Source organism: Undibacterium sp. Rencai35W, assembly GCF_049340185.1.
Taxonomy (GTDB): Bacteria; Pseudomonadota; Gammaproteobacteria; order Burkholderiales; family Burkholderiaceae_D; genus Undibacterium.
In genome coordinates this window covers 32,712-53,502 of the sequence record NZ_JBMPPC010000013.1, presented here as the reverse complement: position 1 = coordinate 53,502, position 20,791 = coordinate 32,712, and the positions used below count along the sequence as shown (strand labels likewise).

Sequence of the window (20,791 nt, the reverse complement as noted above, 5' to 3'; positions counted from 1 at the left end):
AATCGTTTTGTTTGTCAGCAGCAAAGAAGCGAGATTATGAAGCACTTCCTACTTTTCGTCAACACCTTTTTTAGCCGCTTTCGCTAAACACGCTTACTACGCGCACTTAACTCTTCACTTCTAAAACTTGCATCGACTGCTTCTCTTTCTCTTCTTGCCTTCCCCGCCTCTCGACGGGAGCCGAACTATAGCAAATACCACCCAGCCTTGCAAGAACTTTTGACCGATATTTTATAAATCGTTTTATTTAATAATAAAGTATCTATCAAAGTGAAACAATCTTCCCGGTACGGAACAACAGACAGATATAAGCATGTGATAAAACACTTGATGCCAATATTATTGAATAATGTTTGAAGAATTTTTTATGAATACTAAGTATGAATCCAGAAAATCGTAAATTTTTATCCGAGACGATGCTGCATAAGCGTGGCATCCGCATCAATCTGCAACTGCCACTGATTGAATCCGATGAAGAGGTCACCTTGCGTGATACAACATCTCTTTTTGAAAGGCTGGTTGCCTTATGGGCAGTAACTAGTAGCGCGCAATCTGGAGAAGCGAGCTACTTCCGCGAGTATCTTGCCTCCCACCAGATGACCGGCTATTTATCAGAAAAAGAAAAAAGCTTCTTACTATCGGATCAGTGGACTGAAGATGAACGCAATTACTTCTCCGTACAAAAAGAACGCTTATTTTTGCTGGCATGGTGCGCTGGTATCCAGCCGGATATTGAGCTCAGTTTACAAGCATCTAATTTGGATAAGCTGTTACGCTATTTCCCACGAGGCATGGAGAGCCCGGACGTTTTGCGGCAGGCAATAAACACTCGCTCTAAATCGAAAATCTTAGACTGGGCAGATCTGCTATACCGTGTTCATTGGGCGGTGAGGCATGCCAATCTGATTGGAAAAACGACCGTCGGTAATATTCGTTGTGACATCATTCCCGAATGGCATCACGCTGTAAATTGGATTACCTGTTATAACGAAGAAGATAACTGGGATATGGTCGAAACCGATACTTAAACTAAAACAGATATATAAGTATGAACAAAGAAGCGTTAGAAGCCATCATAGCCCGCCAAAAACCCGGCGCCAAATTTGTCGTCTCAGCAGAGATGTTAGGAATGAATATGGTCGATTTTGACCTGCAAGCCAAACGCTGGGTAGAGGAAAATGGTCCCGGCTTCACTACAACAGGCGTCCCGTTCCGCAAAGTAATTGATGGTCAGTTTTTAATTCAGAGACTGACCTTAGTGAAAAATACGTAAGATGCGCTTGAAATGCACTCATCAGATGCATCATCGCATCTGACTTTAGTTAGTAAGTTAGGTAAGTCAGATGTGTTAGACACGCACTGCCGGCGCACTATCAATATCCACTAAAGAGTCGCGACCTTTATCCGTAATCGCAAAGCCCCCCTCAGGCGACTCAATAATGTGGCCTTTTTTACTCAAAAAGGTCGCCACGTCCTTCGCCAGTGACGTTGTTGCATCTTGAGATACCGATCGTAAGCCTTCTATGCATCGTTTAACGAACAGTGTCTGCAAGCCTTTTTCTGTCATTTCGAAAGTGCCGTCTTTATGATGTTTGATAAATTTCAAACCATTCAAGCGCTTAGAGTTTCTTCCTATGCAGGCATTCGGCGTATCACCCTTACGTAATTTGCTAATCAGCTCCAGCGCGTTAAATTCATCGATAGTCAAATTGTCGTTCATACTTTTCCTTATTTATTTTTAATCTTGCAAAAGTGGCGCAATAGATAATTTTCCCGACCTCACAAGTAAGATTTTTGATTATTTCTATGCTTTTCTAGTCGAGCGAAGTATATTTTTTCGCACTGCCGTAGGCTAAGCTCACTGGATAGCGTTTCTCATTGATACGGATTTTTTCTTCCGCGGCCGCAATTAGATCGATTCCATTTTGTTCGGCGATTAGCAGCAAATAATGCAATACATCGGCACACTCACCAGCTAGATCACGCTGAAACCCGGGATCGGCTTGCAATGCGATCACATCCTGATCCGTTTTCCACTGCATCAACTCCAGTAGCTCACCAGTTTCAAGATGCAAAGAAATAATCAGATTTTTTAAGCTATGAAACTGTTTCCAGTCACGCTTGTCTCTGAATTCCACCAATAGTTGACTCAATGATTGCAAGTCAGGCATGTTTTATACAAAAAATGAGAAAGAATGCCGCATTGTAATCGATAGACCGCCGCTTACTGGTAATCAGGGTCTTCAAGGTTCTTAGAAATCCATCGATACCACCAATTGGAAACATCTTGGCTGACCTCCATACAATTTGACTCAGCACCGGATTGAATTCGGTATTTCGTGGTTTTTATCAACTTTGCTCTGTTTATTTTCATTCACATTCATTAATTTGAAAAAAATTGATTAGAATTTGCGGCGTAGGGCGAACTCGCAACAACAATGCTGGTCTATCTAATGCAAGGCTCACGGCAGCGCTTTGCATTTGCCCCGTGCTGCCAAGCGATATTGCCAGTGATTCATTTAGTTAAAACAACAAGCCACAACTCACTACCAGGGAGATTTTTAGTGAAAGCACAAGTTCTCAGCGCTATCGCGCTCATGTTTGCCGGCGCTACCAGCGCCTACGCAGTTGAACCAGTCAATACGGCTGCATCCGCTTCAGCTGTTCTATTAGCTGGCATTGACACCAAACACAACGACAAAACTGTACGCGCGCAAGACGATTTTTATCGCCATGTAAACGGCACCTGGCTAACTAAAGCAGAAATCCCTGGCGACAAATCGTCTATTGGTGCCTTCATGGACTTGCGTGAAGCCGTAGTGCCGCGCCTGCACACCATTATTGAAGGCCTGAACAAACAAAAACCGCAAGCCGGTTCAGAAGCGCAAAAAATCAGCGATCTGTACGCCACTTTCATGGACACAAAACACATCGAGTCACTGGGCCTGAAGCCACTCGATGCCGATTTTGCCAAAGTCGCCGCCCTGTCTGACAAAAAACAGATTCCAGCTTTCATTGCCTGGCTAAATAAAGTCAGCGTCAATGCACCGCTTGATATCTCTGTTCATCAAGATAATAAAGACTCCACCAAATACGTACTGGACGTTGGCCAGTCAGGTCTCGGCTTGCCAGACCGCGATTATTATCTGAACGATAGTGATGCCAAGCTCAAGGACGCTCGTGCCAAATATCTGAAACATATTGAGACGATGCTTGCTCTGGCCGGTGACAAAGCTGCCGCAAAAACGGCTGCCGACATTCTCTCGCTGGAAACAGAACTGGCAAAAATCCAGTGGAGCAAAGTGGAGTTGCGCGACCCAATCAAAGCTTATAACAAAATTGAGCTCAGCAAACTAGATGCATTGACGCCGGGCTACGACTGGACCGGCTACCTCACGACACTGGGCGTACAAAGCAAAATCAATTATCTGATCATCAGCCAGCCAAGCTATCTGACAGGCTTTAATACCGTTATTACTAATACCCCGCTTGATACCTGGAAAGCGTATTTCAAATGGCAGTTATTGAGCTCTGCGGCCAGCCAATTGCCGACAGCATTTGCAGACGAAAACTTTGCATTTAAGAGCACTACGCTGATGGGCGTTCCTAAGCAAGAAGAACGCTGGAAACGTGGTGTGCGTCTGGCAGATGCCGGTCTGGGTGAAAGTCTGGGCAAGCTGTATGTAGAAAAATATTTCCCCGCCGGGCATAAAGTCAAGATGGAAAAACTGGTCAGCAATTTGTTGCTGGCGTACAAGCAAAGTATCGATACGCTTGACTGGATGAGTCCAGAAACGAAGAAAGAAGCACAGGCAAAATTGGCGACGTTTATGCCTAAAATCGGCTATCCAAACAAATGGCGCGACTACTCAGCACTACAAATTGTCAAGGGTGATGCTGTCGCCAACTTACGCAATACGCGCTCATTTGCCTCTCAGGTTGAGTTAAATAAACTGGGGCAACCGATTGACCGCGAAGAATGGGGCATGACGCCACAAACCGTCAACGCCTACTACAACCCGGAGATGAACGAAATTGTCTTCCCGGCAGCGATCTTGCAACCGCCATTCTTTGACGCGAAAGCCGATGATGCAGTGAACTATGGCGGCATCGGTGCTGTGATTGGTCATGAAATCAGCCATGGTTTCGATGATCAAGGTGCGCAATATGACGGCTTGGGTAATTTGCGTGACTGGTGGACCAAAGAAGACCACGAGAAGTTCGCAGCCAAAACAGCGACACTGGTCAAGCAATACAGCAGTTTCAGTCCGCTTCCTGGTTACTTCGTGAACGGCGAACTGACTCTTGGCGAAAACATCGCGGATAACTCTGGTCTAGCCATTGCGTACAAAGCCTACAAATTATCACTTGGTGGCAAGCCTGCACCAGTAATCGCAGGATTGACAGGCGACCAACGCTTTTTCATGGGATTCGCTCAGGTATGGCGCGGAAAAATGCGCGAAGCCTCAATGATCGTTCGCCTGAAAACTGATCCGCACTCTCCTGGCGAAATCCGTGCTAACGGCACATTGCGCAACATGGGCGAATACTACAAAGCCTATAACCTGAAAGAAGGCGACAAGATGTATTTACCGCCTGCTGAACGCGTATCGATCTGGTAATCAGGCATCAGCTTAGCTGCATCAATAAAAAGGGCGCTTCAGTTTATATTACTGAAGCGCCCTTTTTCATTCACTTACAGATACTCCCCTAATTTCCTTTTAAAACCGTCTTATTCCCGCATATCTGCATTGTGGTTTTAAAAAATACTCTAGTGGAGTATGGTAAAAATTCATATAAACGACTTACTTGTATTGTGATTTTACGATGGCAAGATTTTTAAAGAAATTCTGCACAACCGTGAGCTCTCTGGTGCGAGTGAACGCCGGCAGGCTTTGCCATATCCGTTTGCCATAAGGCTTGGAAATCAGGCGGGGGTCGCACAGCATCAATACGCCTTTATCCAATTCATCACGAATCAAGCGCCCTGCTCCCTGCTTCAGATTGATAATCGCTTCCGGTAACTGATGATGGACAAATCCGTTCAAGCCTTTTTTTTCCATGGCTTCGATACGGGCTGCGAGTACCGGGTCATCGGGCGGCGAGAACGGCAACTTATCAATCACCACCAACGACAACGCGTCACCGCGTACGTCCACTCCCTCCCAAAAACTCTGGCTGCCGATCAACACCCCGTTACCGGCGGCACGAAAACGATCAAGCAATTCGGTGCGCCCTGCATCTCCCTGCACAAACAAGGGGAAATCCAGATGACGTTTTTCAAATTCTTCTCTCAGCCGCTCTGCGCAATGCTTGACCGCTTTGATCGTCGTGCACAGCATAAAGGTGCGCCCGCCTGCCGCCTCAATCACTGGCAATGCCGCATCTACGACGGCGTCGGTGTATTCACGAGAATTAGGCTGCGGCATTCCCTCTGGCACATACAAGATGCCCTGCTCCGCATAATTAAACGGGCTAGGCCAGGTTCTAGCAGGCTCATTCCATAAACCCATCTGCGACACAAAATGCGCGAAATCATTCTTCACCGCCATCGTAGCCGACGTAAAAATCCAGGTACGCGGCACACCCTCACGCTGCTTATTAAAAATCGGCGCAATCGACAGCGGGGTACGGTGCAACTGCAACGAGGTTGAAAATGCCTCGACCCACAGCACATAGTCGGCTTTGGGCACGGCACCCGCCTTAGGATTCGGCTCTGGCTCTTTCCAGTCATCGATTTTGGTTTGCAGATCAATCGCCCTGACACGGCATTGCTCAATGGTTTCAGCCCGCTCAGCCTGCTTTTCTAAGACTGCAATCAGATCGTCCATCGTGTCTTTGAGTTTATCGAGCGAAGGAAAAAACTCGCTCGACGGCGCGATTTGCGACAAGGACAGACGGACAACGTCCTGAGGAAATGCCAGACGCAAATCACGCGCGGCACGTTCAACAGGCGCTACAAGCTTTGCCCATTCGGCACCGTCGCGGGCATGCGACAGCCCCTCCGCCAGTACGTCACGGCACAGTTCCAATATTTGAGAAGTCGAAATCGTCTCTCCAAAGAACAAGGTAGCGGTGTCTGGCAATTGATGCGCCTCATCAAAAATCACGGTATTCGCCGAAGGCAGCAGTTCGGCAATGCCAGTATCTTTCAAAGCCACATCAGCAAAGAATAAATGGTGATTGACCACCACCACATCAGCTTGCTGCGCCTCTTTGCGCGCCTTCATGACAAAGCAATCCTGGTAATACTGACACTCAGATCCCATGCAGGTATCTTTGGTAGACGTCACCAGATTCCAGACCGAGGCCGTTTCCGGCACACGTGCTAGTTCCGCTTTATCACCGCTGCTGGTAGTCTTCATGAAACGGGAAATATCACGCAAATATCCGACGTCCTCACGAGAAGTCAGGCGGCCATTTTGTAAAGTACGCTCCAGATGAAAATGGCAGAGATAGTTCGCCCGCCCTTTCAGCAAGGCAACCGAGACTGGCGCTTTCAAGACTTTTTTGATTGTTGGAATATCGCGCAAGAACAATTGATCCTGCAAGTTCTTGGTACCGGTAGAGATGATCACCTTCCCACCCCATAGCAAAGCAGGCGTCAGATAGGCATAAGTTTTACCTGTGCCGGTACCAGCTTCTGCCAGCAGGGTTTTTTGGCCAGAAATCGCATCAGCAATCGCTTTTGCCATCTCGGTCTGCGCCTGACGAGGGCGATATCCGTTAATTGAAGCGCTTAGCGCACCGGTCAAACCAAAAATATGTTCAACTTCGTCATCATGAGTGCCCTTGGCACCAGGTACTAGTGTGGATTCAGTCAAAATAAATGGATCAGTCAGCAAAGTGTAACAAAATAAAACAGATCATCAGCTTACGCCGGCACATCTGGCATCATTTGCATTTTGAGTAGAGTAATATGGTCTTTTAATTGCAACTTGCGCTTTTTAAGGCGGCGTAGCTGCAATTCATCGTGATTTTGGTCTTTCACCAGGGTTTCAATCACGATATCAAGATCGCGATGTTCGACTTCCAACTCGATAATGCGTTGTTGTATTTGTTCCGGATGGCTCATAGTCGTCTGGTTGCGAGTAAAATGAAGTTTAATTTGAACAACAGTTTTTTGCTTGGGACCTTTTACAGGATACCCGCTAGTTTAATCTACCAAGACGTATGAGCCAATATAAGATCGAAGCTGGCACCGGACAACACATTGGTGACAGGAAAGAACAACAAGACAGGGCTGCCCTGTTTGCGGCTCCGCACGCCCCTGGCTATATGATGGCCGTAGTGGCCGATGGCATGGGTGGCAAGAGCGGTGGCGCACTGGCGGCGGAACAGGTCGTGCGTACTGCAAAATTATTATTTGATGATTTCTATCCGACCAGCGATGTCAAAAAATTGCTGGAACATATCGTCAACGAAGCACATACCGTCATCAAGCTCAGCGGCGTCTCCGCTGAAAAAGAACCACACAGCACCTTTGTCGCCTTGGTGATTACGCCAAATAAAGAAGCGATCTGGGCATATGCAGGCGACTCTCGGCTATATCGTTTCAGCGGACCGAATTTCGCCGAACGCACAAAAGATCATTCATACGTAGAACGCCTGGTGGACGAGGGCAAAATTACTGCAGAAGAAGCCAAGACTCACAGGATGTCGAATATTCTGGTAAACGTGCTCGGCTCCAGCACAACACCTCCTTATATCACCTACGGACAACGCAGCGAATTAAAGGTCGGCGATTCGTTTTTGATCTGCTCTGACGGACTCTGGCATTATTTTACCGACGCAGAATTATCCGCCGCCGTTGCTGCAAATTCTCCGCGTCAAGCATCTGAGTTACTGATCAGAAAAGCCCGAGAGCGTGCCGAGGGGCATGGCGACAATTGCACCTTCGCGATTGTTAAACTGGTTGAGCCACCGGAAGAAGTAAAGAATTACGTCGTCCAAAAGATGCGCAGAGCGGTATAAGCACCTGCTTGAGCGATGTAGCGCGGCATGACTTAACGTGCAGTGCTTATAGCAACTTACATAAAAACGGCGTCCTGATAATGAAGGACGCCGTTTTTTACTCTACAGTCACCGCGTGCGGTACATAAGCTATTTTTTTGAGCGTTCTGCGAGCAATAGTTGATTCGCCTTGCGATCCGCGTTGATCTGCTGCATCGCTGGGCGTTCTGACATCATTTTCACGTAATCCCGGGCAGGCAAATCCGCTAAGAAATCGCGATCATAAATCGCCTTCGTCGCCATTGATACCAAAGGAAAATGCACTACCGCAACGCAGTCAGCCATCGTAAATTCGCTGCCCGCAACGAACGGGGCGAATTTAAGCATTGGTGTCAGCGCTTTAATATTTCTCGTGAGTTGCTTCTCGACCCGCATCTTTACTTCGTCGCTGACTTTGCCACCAAAAAAAGCCTCTGCATACAGCTCTCGTGCCACCAGCTCCAGATGCAATTCGAGAAACACAATCAGTTCCCGTACTTTTGCCGCGGCAAAAGGATCGGCAGGCAACAACGGATGCGCAGGATAAGCACTTTCCAGATAATCAATAATCGCCTGGGATTCACATAAAGCACCTTGTTCAGTGTCGATAAAAGGAACTTTACCTAGCGGAGATCTGGCTAACAGATCGGGGGAACGATCAGCCCATACCAGAACTTCTTCAAATGGGATCTGTTTTTCCAGCAATGCCAGTTTTACTTTGTTGTGATAATTACTGACGGCAAAGCCACATAATTTAAGCATCGTTTGTCTCCGGTTTTGTTATTTTGTGCATCAGACTCATTATCTGACGAGTACACATTATTGTGAATTACAAACCTTAGCGCACAGCTCAGGTTTTTTTATGAAAATCAATCGCTTCAAAATCAATGCTATGCGGATCGGACTGGATAATGGACTCATCGACGCCAGGCTCAATATGACTGACGACATCCGGAGCATGTGCCCAACCGCTGCCTGCAGGACCTGCGCTGGCATTGCGTTCGAGCTCATTTGCGATGGCAATCAATAACAAAATATCGCGATACACCGGCAAATCAAATCCCATCCGCGTACCATCACGGTCATCGACTAATAAGCTTTGCAGGAAAGGAACGATATTACCGCCGTTCCACATACCACAAATACGCTCAATCAAATGCGGAAATTCTTCCAGGTGACGGCTCACAATTGTTGAGTGATCCACATCAAACTCAGGAATATTGGCATTGAAAAACAAGATGAAACGATCACGTAAGGCATCGTATTTCACACGATTATCGGTCGCGTGATACAGATCCAGTAAATACAACCAAGGCACGGGCGAATCCGGATGTTCGACCAGGCTTTGCGGCTCCAGAATCTCAATCGCACGCTGAGGGTCGTTGACTGACATCCAGAATTCAGCTTCCTGAGTGACGTCAGAGATCTCTTCAACCTTGACTGAGCTACCTCTCGTGGAGAAAAAATTAAAGGTGCTGCTATTACTTTCTTCTAGCGTCGGGGTGCGCCCCCGCCCTCCTCTTGCCGGAGAATCTGTGTCCATCGCATCTATATCGGGAGAGCCTGCTTTTGACATCGTATCGCCCCCGCCAAACGACATAGGCTGACTATCTTCAAACGACTGAAAGCGTCCGCTGGTCGTCGTTGGCTCATACGAAGCCTGTATGTTGTTGACGATATCTTCTATATTTTTTCTTTCAACAGGTTTTTCAGCATGTTGTGCCCACCAGGAACTCTCGGTACGTTTGTGCATGCGATTGATATAAATCAGCAACATCACAATGACCAGCAATCCCGTCAAAATGAAGGCGGACAAACCAATCACCCAATTGCGGGAAAAACTATTTTCCTTAACCTCATCCAACGCAGCCCTGTCAATCTGGCTTTGTTTTTTGAGTTGCGCCGCTTCCATTTGCAGGCTGGATAGTTTTTGCTGGTCGGCTTTTAATTGGGTTGATTGTGTTGCAGACTGGTCGCTATCACCACGCAACAAAGCTGCCAGATGTGCCTGTGCTGCGCGAAGCTCGGCCATATTACTTGCACTCTGCGCCTCGGCTCCCATCGTCAGACTGTCACTCATGCGCAAGCCTTGAGGCAAGACCATCGTCTCATCAGAGAGCTTTAAGACATCTTTATGTTCTGTGGAATTTTTTTTATGGTTCTTTGGCTTATCCGGGGATTTTGGCGTGTTGGTTTTTTCTGAAAATGCCGCTTCTCCGGCCAATTCTGCACTAGTTGCAGAAGTTTTCACTTTTTTAGAACTTTTTTTTACCCGGGTGAGCGCTGGCTCGTTTTGAGCAGATGCAGAAGACGCCTGGGGTAATGACGAGGATTGACTTGCTGATGAACTTTGCGTGCCTTGTATGAGCGGCAAAGAAATAGCCTTCTCATTTTGATTAAATTGCGGCGGATCTAACAAGAGCATGTATTCGCGATGCAATTGCACTTCGCAAGCGATATCAATCGTGACTTTGACCGCAGGCTCAGACAAGCCTTGACGGGTTGTGACGTAAATCGTCTTAGCACTACCTGACTGAACCAGCGCAACATTGCCGGTTGCCAAAAAACCGCCTTCAGAAGTTTCAACCTTCGCCTTAATGCAAATCTGGCTCACATCACTTGCGTCATTACCTAATAAGCCAATAGACGATTTCAGGGGCTGACCTAATCCTGACTGCAGACGAATTTCGCCGAGACCTAAGGCGTAAGCGGGCATCGCAGCAATCAACATCTGAGCTGCGATAAAAAGCAAAGTGACAACGAATCGACGGGTGCGATAAAAAATAATCAGTTCCTCAAAAAACACTTAGCAAGAATAATTTTCGCAAACCGCAAAAAAAGATACCTAATTGACTAAACTAATATTGCCAATCTTACTTGCTTTATAACAAAGGCAAAAGCAATTGCCTTTAAAAAAGGCGATGAAGTACAAGGATTTCAACTTATTTATCATTTGCCACAACAATTCATTTCCAATAAGAAATTATATTGTGCCAACTTGGGACAAACCGTCCCTGAAGGCGCCTGATTTTTATCTCAAGTCAGATTGAAACAGACACTACTTCACATTGTTGAACTGCAAAATTTTCTTTGCAATTCCGCGCAGTATATTCACTTCTTCAGTTTCTAGTTGAGCTCGTGAAAACATCCGTTTCAATCTCGGCATCAGCTTTTTGGGACTGGCAGGATCAAGGAAATCAATCGCGATCAACGCCTGCTCCAGATGCGCATACATGCCATCAATATCGTTGGCAGATGCCGCCTCGCCCTGAAAACCGATATCGCTTATAGGCAATTTATCGCCAAGCGCTGCCAGACGACATTCATAAGCTAGCAGTTGCACCGCCTGCGCCAGATTAAGCGAAGAGTAATTAGGATTCGCCGGAATATTGATTAAGGTATTGCAGTTGACGACGATGTCATTCGGCAGGCCAAATCGCTCGTTGCCAAAGACCAGAGCAATGGGCGCATTGCTGGACGAACCACCAGTTTGCGCCGCACGGAGCGCAAGCTCGCGTGGCGTGCTGAGCGGCGGCGAATATTCCCGCAATCTTGCACTGACTGCCGCGACTAATTGGCAGCCATCAAGGGCGACATCAATAGAATCGACAATTCTGGCAGACTCCAGCACATCCAGTGCCCCGCTGGCAAAAGCGATCGCATCAGGATTACTTAGCGCATCAGGAAAGCGAGGATTCACCAAAACCAGCTCGGAGAACCCCATCGTTTTCATCGCTCTGGCAACGGCACCAATATTGCCAGGATGACTAGTTTCTACCAGAACGAAGCGCAGGCGTTTGAAAAGAGATGTGTCAGTTTGGGTCAAGTTCATTTAAAATAGCGCAATTACGCGTTTATCCAAGGCATGTTAATTGTGCCGCGATGTGACGCGACGCTCTTTAATTCATTTTTGTGTGGCATCTTTTTTTGCAGATACCGGTTTCGATGTCTGCACCGATAATGCCGCCATTTTAACGGAAACCCTTATGCACCCAATGCTCAATACGGCTATCAAGGCCGCTCGTCGTGGCGCGACTATCATTAACCGCGCATCTTTTGACCTCGACCGCGTCCAGGTCACGGAAAAACAATACAATGATTTTGTGACTGAAGTCGACCGTGCTGCCGAAGCAGCGATTATTGAGGTGCTGACAACTGCCTATCCGGATCACGCGATTCTGGCAGAAGAGTCCGGGGCTTCCGCCAATCTTCACGACGACAACGACAATGTCTGGATCATCGATCCACTTGACGGCACAACTAATTTTATTCACGGCTTCCCACAATACTGCGTATCCATCGCGCTGCAACAACGTGGCGTGATTACGCAAGCCGTGGTCTACGATCCTACCCGCAATGAAATGTTCACTGCCAGCAAAGGCGCTGGCGCTTTCTTGAACGACAAACGTATCCGCGTTACCCGTTGCGACAAAATTGCTGATGCACTGATCGGCACAGGCTTCCCTGCACGCGACTTATCCGGTCTGGATGAATACATGGAAATGTTCAAAATCATGACGACCAAATGTCAGGGCTTGAGAAGACCGGGTGCTGCAGCTCTGGATCTCGCCTATGTCGCAATGGGTCGCCTCGACGGCTTCTTTGAAAAGGGCCTGGCCCCCTGGGATATCGCAGCAGGTTCATTGCTGATCACCGAGGCTGGCGGCATCGTCGGTAATTTTTCTGGCGATGGCAACTACCTGCACAAAGGTGACGTTCTGGCTGGCACACCAAAAGTATTTGCCCAAATGGTCGGCGCTCTGCAAGCCTTTGCCGGCAAATAAATATGTAACCGGTCCCTCTTGATTGCAAAACAACCAAGAGAGACTAGGACGCTTTAATAAACGCCATAAAGCGACCACATCAGCTTATCGATGTATCAATTTATACCGTAATATCGCACCGTATCGCCCGTCTAAAGAATGCAAGCCGAGTGGGGAGTATAGTTAAAAACACCCCTGATTCGGCACTGTTTTATTAGGCCTTTAAATAATACTCCACCCGAGTATTTAACATGCAGTACAGAAAAATCTGCACTGCATGGTCATCAAGTAGAAGTTAAGTAGAAATAAATTATGTCATTTTCAGAACTCGGTTTGTCCGAGAATATTGTTCGTGCTGTGACCGAGCAAGGTTATACCACCCCGACTCCGATTCAAAAGCAAGCGATTCCTGCTGTCATCAGCGGTGGCGACTTACTCGCTGGTGCGCAGACAGGCACTGGCAAAACAGCGGGGTTCACGCTGCCGATTTTGCAGCGCTTATCGACCTCCGCGACGACACCAAAAAACAAAACCGACCGTCGCCCTATTCGCACACTGGTGCTGACGCCGACACGTGAACTGGCTGCACAGGTCGAAGAAAGTGTCAGTACTTATGGCAAATATACGAATCTGAATTCAGGTGTCATTTTCGGCGGCGTCGGCATTAACCCACAAATCAAGCTGCTCAAAAACGGGGTTGATATTCTGGTCGCGACACCGGGTCGTTTGCTTGATCATCATCAGCAAGGCACGATCGATTTACGCAATATTGAAATCCTGGTACTAGACGAAGCCGACCGCATGCTGGACATGGGTTTCATTCACGACATCAAAAAAGTCCTCGCGATTTTGCCGCCAAAACGTCAAAACCTGCTGTTCTCAGCGACTTTTTCTGATGAGATCAAAACACTCGCGGATCGCCTGTTGAATAATCCGGCGATGATCGAAGTGGCGCGCCGCAACTCAACGGTAGAAGTGATTGCCCAAAAAGTTCATCCAGTCGACCGCGATAAAAAACATCCCCTGCTCGCCCACTTGATCAAAACGCATCAATGGAATCAGGTACTGGTCTTTACGCGTACCAAACATGGTGCCAACAAGCTGGTCGAACAACTCGCTAAAGACGGCATCAATGGCATGGCGATTCATGGCAACAAGAGCCAGTCGGCACGCACCAAAGCCCTGAGCGAATTTAAAGATGGTAGCCTGACTGTCTTAGTCGCAACCGATATCGCTGCACGCGGCATCGACATTGATCAATTGCCGCACGTCGTCAATTATGATTTGCCGAACGTACCGGAAGACTATGTGCATCGTATCGGCCGTACCGGCCGTGCCGGCGCAACTGGTGAAGCCGTATCGCTGGTTTGCGTAGATGAATTCAAACTTCTGGCCGACATCGAAAAACTGATCAAGCGTCAATTACCGCAAGAGATCATCGACGGCTTTATTCCTGATCCGCATGCCAAGGCACAGCCAATCCAATTGCGTAGCTTTCAGGGGCAACCGCGTGGCAATGGCAGCGGCGGCGGTAACGGTGGCAATGGTGGTGGCAACCGTCCACGTCAAAACTCTCCTGCACGCAGTGGTGGCGGCGGTGGTGGTAATAGCAGTAGCGCAGGTGCAGCAGGCAAACCCGCTCAACGTAGCGGTGATGCACGTCACCCATCACGCCCGGTCGTCAAGCAATCCACACCACGTCGCTCAGGCGGTCGTGGCGGCGCATAAGCCATTCTGATGTATCTTCAGAGAGAATGATGTCTGGCCCAATTAATCCAAAGCATCCAAAGAATCTATCTCGTAGCGATTAATAAGATGTACTCCGTTATCACCTGAGAACGTCTAGGCACGATTTAGACCTCATTCAGGCATCGCTCTCTCAATAATGCTCTTCACATCAATATGGCGCGGCAACGCGCCATATTGATGATGCCCCTGACTATCCAATCTTGAACGACAAAACGCATCTGACACAAAGACAGGTGCTGACATTAACAGTTGTGCTGCCTGCAAGGCGAGCGCCATTCTGTCGACCAGATCACGCGCACGGTACTCAAGATCCGTGGTATCACGTAACGCCATTTTAAGCTGTTCCACATACCGGTCAAAAACGATGTGCTGCGTTTTCGCTTTATCCAATTCGGCAAAAAATACTGGCAATACCTCCGGCGTTTTGCTGATCGCACGTAAAACATCGAGACACTGCACGTTCCCGCTGCCTTCCCAGATCGCGTTGACAGGCGCCTCACGATACAGTCGCGGCATGACCGTCTCCTCCATCACGCCGCTGCCGCCGATACATTCCATGGCTTCATAAGCATGTTGAGGCGTGCGTTTACAAATCCAGTATTTACCGATTGCCGTTCCCAGACGCAGCAGCAAATCTTCTGAGGGCTGAGTTCGCTGGTTTCGATTATCGATCGCGCGAGCCATCCGCATCGTCAATGCCAGCGCCGCTTCTGACTCCAGCGCCAGATCGGCAAGCACGTTTTGCATTAACGGCTGATCAGTCAATAAAGTACCGAAAGTTTTACGCTGACGGCAATGATGCAAAGCCTGATTCAGCGCGGCGCGCATGCCAGCAGAAGACCCGATCATGCAATCGAAACGCGTCATCGCCACCATTTCGATAATCGTAGCGACACCCCGCCCCTCCTTGCCCACCATCCAGGCCAACGCGCCCCGCAATTCTGTTTCACTCGATGCGTTCGAGACATTACCCATCTTCTTTTTCAAACGCTGGATCTGCAATGGGTTTTTGCTGCCGTCAGGTCGCCAGCGCGGCAACAGAAAACACGACAAACCTCCGGGCGCTTGCGCCAGCACAAGAAACGCGTCGCTCATCGGCGCTGACACAAAATATTTATGCCCCGTCAATTCATATGCTTGTCCACCATCAGCATCGGAGCCAGCAGCAACAGGAATAGCGCGCGTCGTATTCGCCCGCACATCAGAGCCGCCCTGCTTCTCAGTCATTGCCATACCGATCGTCAAGCCCTTCTTTTGCGCAGCCGGAATATTGCGCGGATCGTATTCCAACGACATAATTTTTGGCAGCCATTGCGCTGCCAGATCCGGCTGCGCTTGCAAGCAAGGGATTGCTGCGAACGTCATCGTGACGGGACAACCATGCCCGGCCTCAACTTGTGATTGCATGTAAAAACGGGCGGCGCGGGCAACATGTGCACCTGCTTGCGGATGCAACCAGGGAGAGGCATGCAAGCCCTCGCCAATGGCTTTTTGCATTAGCTGGTGATACGCAGGGTGAAAGCGCACAACATCTACCCGATGACCGTGATGATCATGCGTATCAAACTCAGGGATATATTTATTCGCAAGCTGCCCTAGTGCCAGATAATCGGCACGACCGGATTCAGCGCCAAAACGATCGAGCTCATCCGTTGCCCACGCTGCGCCTTCACGCGTCACCGCTTCTTGCAACGCAATATCTGTCGTGAATAAATTGTAATCAAGCAGATCTTGCGGCTGATTGCTCACCTCATGCGTCACGGCACCATAGGAGTCAAATTCATTCATGCGCTTTACTTTTTCAGACATGTCATCCACCACGCGGATTCATTTCAATAATTGTGCAATCTCTTCCGCACTCAATCCCGCTTCACGTAACAGTACTGCGCTATCCGCTCCGCGCTTTACCACCTTACCGGGAATGACATTTGCCGAATCAGAAAACCGTGGCGCGGGAGCCGCCTGAAGTATCCCTTCATGCCGTGCATAGATACCCCGTGCCGCGATATGGGGATGAGTCATCGCCTCCGCCGGTGTTAGCACGGGTGCAAAACAAGCGTCACTCCCCTCCAGCAAGTCGATCCAATATTTCCGCGGCTGACTCACGAAGACCATCGTTAAACGAGCACGCAACGACGGCCATTGTTGCCGGTCATAAGGGTTTTTAAACTCAGGCGCCTCACCCAGTCCAAGTCGACTCATCAGTATCTGATAAAACGGTGGCTCCAGTGCGCCGATCGTAATCCATCCGCCATCAGCACATGTGTAACTGCCATACCAGTGCGGTCCGTCCAGCAAACCCTGACCACGCTCATATGGTTGATGTCCCGCAGCATGCAACGACAACAGCAGATTCATCATGTTGGCACTACCATCGACAATCGCCGCATCCACAACCTGACCGCACCCTGTGGCGCGTGCGCTTAATAAGCCTGCCAATACGCCCATCGCCAGATACAAAGCGCCTCCGCCGATGTCTCCGACCAAAGTAGGTGGTGCTAAGGGTGGAGTTCCAGCAGCACCGGCGTACCAGAGAGCACCGGATAAGGCGATGTAGTTGAGGTCATGTCCCGCTGCTTGTGCCAGCGGCCCGTCTTGTCCCCAGCCTGTCATCCGGCCATATACGAGTTTAGGATTGATAGCATGGCAGGCCTCCGGACCAAGACCCAGACGCTCCATGACGCCGGGGCGCATGCCCTCAATTAAAGCGTCAGCACTGGTAATCAGGTGCAGTAACGCCTTGAGCGCCTGCGGATCTTTCAGATCCAGTGCCAGCGAGCGCTTGCCGCGGTTTACGATGGCATTCTCAGCGAGATCCAGCGGATCACCAGGTTTACTCGTCTTGCGCTCAACGAGAATGACTTCGGCGCCCATATCTGCCAGCAACATGCCGCAAAAAGGGGCGGGGCCAATGCCCGCAATCTCGATCACCCGCACACCAGAAAGAACTGCCATCCTTATCCCTTCATAACAATCTCAGATAATTTTTCAGACAATTGATATCGCTTCAAAACTCTAATGAATTCACGTTATCGCGTTAACAAAGTAACGTGCTTCTGTTTTTAAACCTGTGTCGATATCGGTCATCAATCCCTCGTACACACTCGACAAAGTATTGACGGAGACTTTATCCAACACATGATTGTGTGCATGACTTCTTGCCCGCAGCATCGCGTTACTGATCATCAATAATTGCTGTATCGCCGGACTGGACACGGCACCACCCGGTACTTTATATCCTTTTACATCCCAGCTTTGTTGTATCACGCTTGCCTGGACCAGCTTGCTGAGCAGCCATAGTCGCGCCTCATTCGACTCACTGCCTGCTGGTGCCAGTGCATGTACGAGCTGTTGCGCCAGGGCTTCTGCTACGTTTATTTTTTTATTGTCGAGAAGCATGGATAAGGCATTTTGTATGCCGATCAGACGAGGCAAACGTTGCGCCCCGCCAGATCCCGGCATGCGCCCCGGAGAATTTGGGCTGATACCAAACTGAGCCGTTACCACGTCAGAAGCAACGCGATAATGCGCAACCAAGGCCAGCTCCAAAGATACACCCACAGCGCCGCCGGACAAGGCAATGGCGACCGGTTTACCGCAAGTCTCTAACCGGCGCAACACGCGGTGACGCTCAAGCATTCTTGCAAATAGTTTGGCTACGTTGTCTTCATCTATATTTTTTTCATCTGCAATAAAATTACTATTAGACGCTAACAACAAAAGCCCTTTCACATCATCGTCATTGATCGCTTCGTCTAAAACCAGAAGCAGATCATCTATCTGAGGTCGAAAGGTCTGATCGAAATTCATAGTGGCGATACCTTGCGCATCGAGACTCAATATCGTGGTCATCTTCTTACACCCGCTCAATAATCGTAGCAATGCCCATCCCGGCACCGACACATAAGGTGGCCAGCCCGGTCGATAGATCACGTCTTTCCAGTTCATCCAGCAAGGAGCCCAGTATCATCGCCCCGGTTGCGCCTAGCGGATGTCCCATCGCAATCGCACCGCCATTCACATTCATCTTATCGTGCGGTACAGACATGACTTCCATAAAGCGCAAAACAACCGCTGCGAAAGCCTCATTGAGTTCAAACAAATCAATATCCTTTGCGCTCATGCCTGCGCGTTTCAGTGCTTTTTCTGCGGCATAGCTCGGGCCTGTCAGCATGATCGACGGTTCTGACCCGATGGTGGCGAACGAGCGGATACGCGCTCTTGGTATCATGCCAGTAAGTTCCGCGATAGCACGATTGCCGATCAACACGACCGCTGCGCCATCGACAATGCCAGAACTGTTGCCGGCATGATGCACATGCTGTACTTCACCCAGATCGGGATAACGCTGACCTATCACCGCATCAAAACCCCATCGCTCCCCCATATCAGCAAATGATGGACGTAAAGCGGCCAGCGACTCCAGCGTGGTTTGCGGACGTATCGTTTCATCTTTATCTAACATGATCAGACCATTGATATCCATCACCGGCACAATCGACCGCCCAAACCAACCCGCTTGCGCTGCAACCGCAGCACGGCGGTGGCTGTCGACCGCATAAGCATCCACATCCTTGCGCGAGTACCCTGATTGCGTTGCAATCGCGTCCGCAGAAATACCTTGCGGTACAAAATAATTTTTTATCGCTGCTTGCGGATCAACTGGCCAGGCGCCGCCATCACTACCCATAGCGACACGTGACATCGCCTCGACGCCACCACCGACAGACAATGCGCTCTGGCCTGACATTACCTGCGCCGCCGCCATGTTCACCGCCTCCAGGCCAGAAGCACAAAAGCGATTGATCTGCACACCCGATACGCTCTCGTGATAATCCGCTGCGAGAACGGCCAGACGGGCAATACATGCTCCTTGCTCCCCTACCGGCGTGACACAACCGAGCACCACATCGTCAATCAATCCGGTATCCAGATGGTGACGCTCACGCAAAGCGCGTAAGGGTGTTGCAGCCAATTCGAGCGGCGTAACACCATGCAAAGCACCCTCTTTTTTCCCTTTGCCACGCGGCGTCCGCAAGGCATCATAAATAAACGCATCCATATACTGTCCTATCAAAGTGTGCGGCTGATCAGCTCTTTCATGATCTCATTAGTCCCGCCATAGATCCGCTGCACCCGTGCATCTGCCCAAGCCCGCGCAATGGGATATTCATGCATATAGCCATAACCGCCATGCAACTGGACACATTGATCCATGACGTTGAATTGCATTTCCGTTGCCCAGTATTTCGCCATAGACGCCGTCTCGGCATCGAGGCGGTTCGCGAGTTTTAGCTCTATGCAGCGATCGATGAATACCTGCCCTACGGCGATTTCGGTTTTCATTTCCGCCAGCTTATGCGACACCGTCTGGAAGTCGATCACGGATTTGCCAAACGCTTTACGGTCGCGAGTGTACTGGATGGTCCACTCCAGAGCCGCCTGAGCAGCAGCGACACCGGTCAAGGCGATTTGTAAACGCTCCCAGGGAAGCTCCTGCATCAGATAAGCGAAGCCACGTCCCTCCTCGCCCAACAGATTCTGCGCAGGCACACGAACCTGATCGAAAAACAGTTCCGAGGTATCTTGTGCGCTCATACCCATTTTGTGCAGTCGCTTGCCTTTAGTAAAACCGGGCATTGACGTATCGACCACCAACAAGCTGATCCCTCTGGAGCCTGCATCAGGATCGGTCTTCGCAACGACGATCACCAGATCGCAATGCCAGCCATTTGTGATGAAGGTTTTTGACCCGTTCAAAATATAGTGCTCCCCTTCTCGCAGCGCACTCGTTTTAATTCCTTGCAGATCCGAACCTGCACCCGGCTCAGTCATCGCAATCGCACCGATCATTTCGCCAGTTGCGAGCCTCGGCAGATACGTCGACTTCAGATACTCACTCCCGTGATGCAACAGATAAGGCGCAACAATCTCCGAGTGCAAACCAAAGCCCGGCCCCAAGGCACCAATCCTGAATTGCTCCTCCATCAAAATCACGCTGAACAGAATATCGACACCAGAGCCCCCATATTGCTCAGGCATACTGGGACATAGCAATCCGGCAGCACCTGCTTTACGCCACAGATCCCGGTCGACAAAGCCTTGTTCATCCCAGCGTGCGTGATGCGGCGCGACCTCGGTCTCCATAAAGCGCCGGACGGTATCGCGAAATAATTGGTGATCGTCGCCAAAAAGCGTACGTGGAATCATGTTTTGCTCCCGGAATTAGTTTTTATTTTGGTGATCGGCTACATGAATCGAGTCTATAGGTCAATTGACCCATTTGT

18 protein-coding genes are annotated in these 20,791 nt (G+C 49.3%); 6 read left to right on the top strand and 12 right to left on the bottom strand.

The genetic code is table 11. From position 1 onward, the window contains the following. Positions 1-380 precede the first annotated feature (380 nt). Both ACO0K3_RS19410 and ACO0K3_RS19405 read left to right on the top strand, forming a co-directional pair. Entirely contained in the window at positions 381-1,028 is a 648-nt protein-coding gene (locus ACO0K3_RS19410) for a DUF4272 domain-containing protein (RefSeq protein ID WP_422987482.1), read from the top strand. A gap of 20 nt (positions 1,029-1,048) precedes the next feature. Beyond that, positions 1,049-1,273: a hypothetical protein gene (locus ACO0K3_RS19405; protein ID WP_422987480.1), complete on the top strand. Its 225-nt coding sequence runs from the start codon at positions 1,049-1,051 to the stop codon at positions 1,271-1,273. A 75-nt stretch (positions 1,274-1,348) separates the two neighbouring features. On the opposite strand, the gene ACO0K3_RS19400 is transcribed toward ACO0K3_RS19405, so the two are convergent. Together ACO0K3_RS19400 and ACO0K3_RS19395 are read right to left on the bottom strand one after the other, a co-directional pair. After that, positions 1,349-1,720, bottom strand: a complete 372-nt coding sequence (locus tag ACO0K3_RS19400) for a hypothetical protein (protein WP_422987478.1) — start codon at positions 1,718-1,720, stop codon at positions 1,349-1,351. 94 nt (positions 1,721-1,814) lie between these two features. Then, complete coding sequence (locus tag ACO0K3_RS19395; protein ID WP_422987476.1) at positions 1,815-2,171, bottom strand: nucleotide pyrophosphohydrolase; 357 nt, start codon at positions 2,169-2,171, stop codon at positions 1,815-1,817. Between the two features lie 426 nt (positions 2,172-2,597). Here ACO0K3_RS19395 and ACO0K3_RS19390 point away from each other — a divergent pair, with 426 nt between their 5' ends. Next, a complete protein-coding gene (locus tag ACO0K3_RS19390; protein WP_422987486.1) occupies positions 2,598-4,622 on the top strand; it encodes a M13 family metallopeptidase in 2,025 nt (674 codons plus the stop codon). 183 nt (positions 4,623-4,805) lie between these two features. Here the strand turns inward: ACO0K3_RS19390 and ACO0K3_RS19385 are convergent, their stop codons facing one another. Next, positions 4,806-6,824: an ATP-dependent DNA helicase gene (locus ACO0K3_RS19385; RefSeq protein ID WP_422987474.1), complete on the bottom strand. Its 2,019-nt coding sequence runs from the start codon at positions 6,822-6,824 to the stop codon at positions 4,806-4,808. A gap of 50 nt (positions 6,825-6,874) precedes the next feature. After that, the gene (locus ACO0K3_RS19380; RefSeq protein WP_422958245.1) at positions 6,875-7,075 is read right to left on the bottom strand and encodes a YdcH family protein; all 201 of its coding nucleotides are present in this window, start codon (positions 7,073-7,075) and stop codon (positions 6,875-6,877) included. 98 nt (positions 7,076-7,173) lie between these two features. Between ACO0K3_RS19380 and ACO0K3_RS19375 the strand changes: the two genes are divergently transcribed. Then, positions 7,174-7,974 (top strand): PP2C family protein-serine/threonine phosphatase, encoded by an 801-nt coding sequence (locus tag ACO0K3_RS19375; protein ID WP_422987472.1) that lies wholly within the window; start codon positions 7,174-7,176, stop codon positions 7,972-7,974. Positions 7,975-8,103: 129 nt separating this feature from the next. Here the strand turns inward: ACO0K3_RS19375 and ACO0K3_RS19370 are convergent, their stop codons facing one another. From ACO0K3_RS19370 to ACO0K3_RS19360, 3 genes are all read right to left on the bottom strand, one after another. After that, positions 8,104-8,754, bottom strand: coding sequence for a glutathione S-transferase family protein (locus ACO0K3_RS19370; RefSeq protein ID WP_422987470.1), 651 nt, complete (start codon positions 8,752-8,754; stop codon positions 8,104-8,106). Positions 8,755-8,842: 88 nt separating this feature from the next. Further along, entirely contained in the window at positions 8,843-10,723 is a 1,881-nt protein-coding gene (locus tag ACO0K3_RS19365; RefSeq protein ID WP_422987468.1) for a type IV pilus assembly protein FimV, read from the bottom strand. 327 nt (positions 10,724-11,050) lie between these two features. Next, complete coding sequence (locus tag ACO0K3_RS19360) at positions 11,051-11,824, bottom strand: RNA methyltransferase (protein ID WP_422987466.1); 774 nt, start codon at positions 11,822-11,824, stop codon at positions 11,051-11,053. A 163-nt stretch (positions 11,825-11,987) separates the two neighbouring features. Between ACO0K3_RS19360 and ACO0K3_RS19355 the strand changes: the two genes are divergently transcribed. After that, positions 11,988-12,776: an inositol monophosphatase family protein gene (locus ACO0K3_RS19355; RefSeq protein WP_422987484.1), complete on the top strand. Its 789-nt coding sequence runs from the start codon at positions 11,988-11,990 to the stop codon at positions 12,774-12,776. 291 nt (positions 12,777-13,067) lie between these two features. Next, the gene (locus ACO0K3_RS19350; protein ID WP_422987464.1) at positions 13,068-14,483 is read left to right on the top strand and encodes a DEAD/DEAH box helicase; all 1,416 of its coding nucleotides are present in this window, start codon (positions 13,068-13,070) and stop codon (positions 14,481-14,483) included. Between the two features lie 132 nt (positions 14,484-14,615). Here ACO0K3_RS19350 and ACO0K3_RS19345 read toward each other — a convergent pair whose 3' ends face one another. The 5 genes from ACO0K3_RS19345 to ACO0K3_RS19325 form a co-directional block, all read right to left on the bottom strand. Then, positions 14,616-16,313: an isovaleryl-CoA dehydrogenase gene (locus ACO0K3_RS19345; protein WP_422987462.1), complete on the bottom strand. Its 1,698-nt coding sequence runs from the start codon at positions 16,311-16,313 to the stop codon at positions 14,616-14,618. An 18-nt stretch (positions 16,314-16,331) separates the two neighbouring features. Further along, positions 16,332-17,459 carry a CaiB/BaiF CoA transferase family protein gene (locus ACO0K3_RS19340; RefSeq protein ID WP_422987460.1) on the bottom strand — a complete coding sequence of 376 codons (1,128 nt, stop codon included), beginning with the start codon at positions 17,457-17,459 and terminating at the stop codon, positions 16,332-16,334. A gap of 69 nt (positions 17,460-17,528) precedes the next feature. After that, a complete protein-coding gene (locus ACO0K3_RS19335) occupies positions 17,529-18,356 on the bottom strand; it encodes an enoyl-CoA hydratase/isomerase family protein (protein ID WP_422987458.1) in 828 nt (275 codons plus the stop codon). A 4-nt stretch (positions 18,357-18,360) separates the two neighbouring features. Further along, positions 18,361-19,566, bottom strand: a complete 1,206-nt coding sequence (locus ACO0K3_RS19330) for an acetyl-CoA C-acetyltransferase (RefSeq protein WP_422987456.1) — start codon at positions 19,564-19,566, stop codon at positions 18,361-18,363. Between the two features lie 11 nt (positions 19,567-19,577). Next, positions 19,578-20,714 (bottom strand): acyl-CoA dehydrogenase family protein, encoded by a 1,137-nt coding sequence (locus tag ACO0K3_RS19325; protein ID WP_422987454.1) that lies wholly within the window; start codon positions 20,712-20,714, stop codon positions 19,578-19,580. Between the last annotated feature and the right edge of the window lie 77 nt (positions 20,715-20,791).

Bases quoted from the DNA above. Each gene is read 5' to 3' on its own strand.
- ACO0K3_RS19410 (WP_422987482.1), top strand. From the start codon at position 381: ATGAATCCAGAAAATCGTAAATTTTTATCCGAGACGATGCTGCATAAG.
- ACO0K3_RS19405 (WP_422987480.1), top strand. From the start codon at position 1,049: ATGAACAAAGAAGCGTTAGAAGCCATCATAGCCCGCCAAAAACCCGGC.
- ACO0K3_RS19400 (WP_422987478.1), bottom strand. From the start codon at position 1,720: ATGAACGACAATTTGACTATCGATGAATTTAACGCGCTGGAGCTGATT.
- ACO0K3_RS19395 (WP_422987476.1), bottom strand. From the start codon at position 2,171: ATGCCTGACTTGCAATCATTGAGTCAACTATTGGTGGAATTCAGAGAC.
- ACO0K3_RS19390 (WP_422987486.1), top strand. From the start codon at position 2,598: ATGTTTGCCGGCGCTACCAGCGCCTACGCAGTTGAACCAGTCAATACG.
- ACO0K3_RS19380 (WP_422958245.1), bottom strand. From the start codon at position 7,075: ATGAGCCATCCGGAACAAATACAACAACGCATTATCGAGTTGGAAGTC.
- ACO0K3_RS19375 (WP_422987472.1), top strand. From the start codon at position 7,174: ATGAGCCAATATAAGATCGAAGCTGGCACCGGACAACACATTGGTGAC.
- ACO0K3_RS19370 (WP_422987470.1), bottom strand. From the start codon at position 8,754: ATGCTTAAATTATGTGGCTTTGCCGTCAGTAATTATCACAACAAAGTA.
- ACO0K3_RS19365 (WP_422987468.1), bottom strand. From the start codon at position 10,723: ATGTTGATTGCTGCGATGCCCGCTTACGCCTTAGGTCTCGGCGAAATT.
- ACO0K3_RS19360 (WP_422987466.1), bottom strand. From the start codon at position 11,824: ATGAACTTGACCCAAACTGACACATCTCTTTTCAAACGCCTGCGCTTC.
- ACO0K3_RS19355 (WP_422987484.1), top strand. From the start codon at position 11,988: ATGCTCAATACGGCTATCAAGGCCGCTCGTCGTGGCGCGACTATCATT.
- ACO0K3_RS19350 (WP_422987464.1), top strand. From the start codon at position 13,068: ATGTCATTTTCAGAACTCGGTTTGTCCGAGAATATTGTTCGTGCTGTG.
- ACO0K3_RS19345 (WP_422987462.1), bottom strand. From the start codon at position 16,313: ATGTCTGAAAAAGTAAAGCGCATGAATGAATTTGACTCCTATGGTGCC.
- ACO0K3_RS19340 (WP_422987460.1), bottom strand. From the start codon at position 17,459: ATGGCAGTTCTTTCTGGTGTGCGGGTGATCGAGATTGCGGGCATTGGC.
- ACO0K3_RS19335 (WP_422987458.1), bottom strand. From the start codon at position 18,356: ATGACCACGATATTGAGTCTCGATGCGCAAGGTATCGCCACTATGAAT.
- ACO0K3_RS19330 (WP_422987456.1), bottom strand. From the start codon at position 19,566: ATGGATGCGTTTATTTATGATGCCTTGCGGACGCCGCGTGGCAAAGGG.
- ACO0K3_RS19325 (WP_422987454.1), bottom strand. From the start codon at position 20,714: ATGATTCCACGTACGCTTTTTGGCGACGATCACCAATTATTTCGCGAT.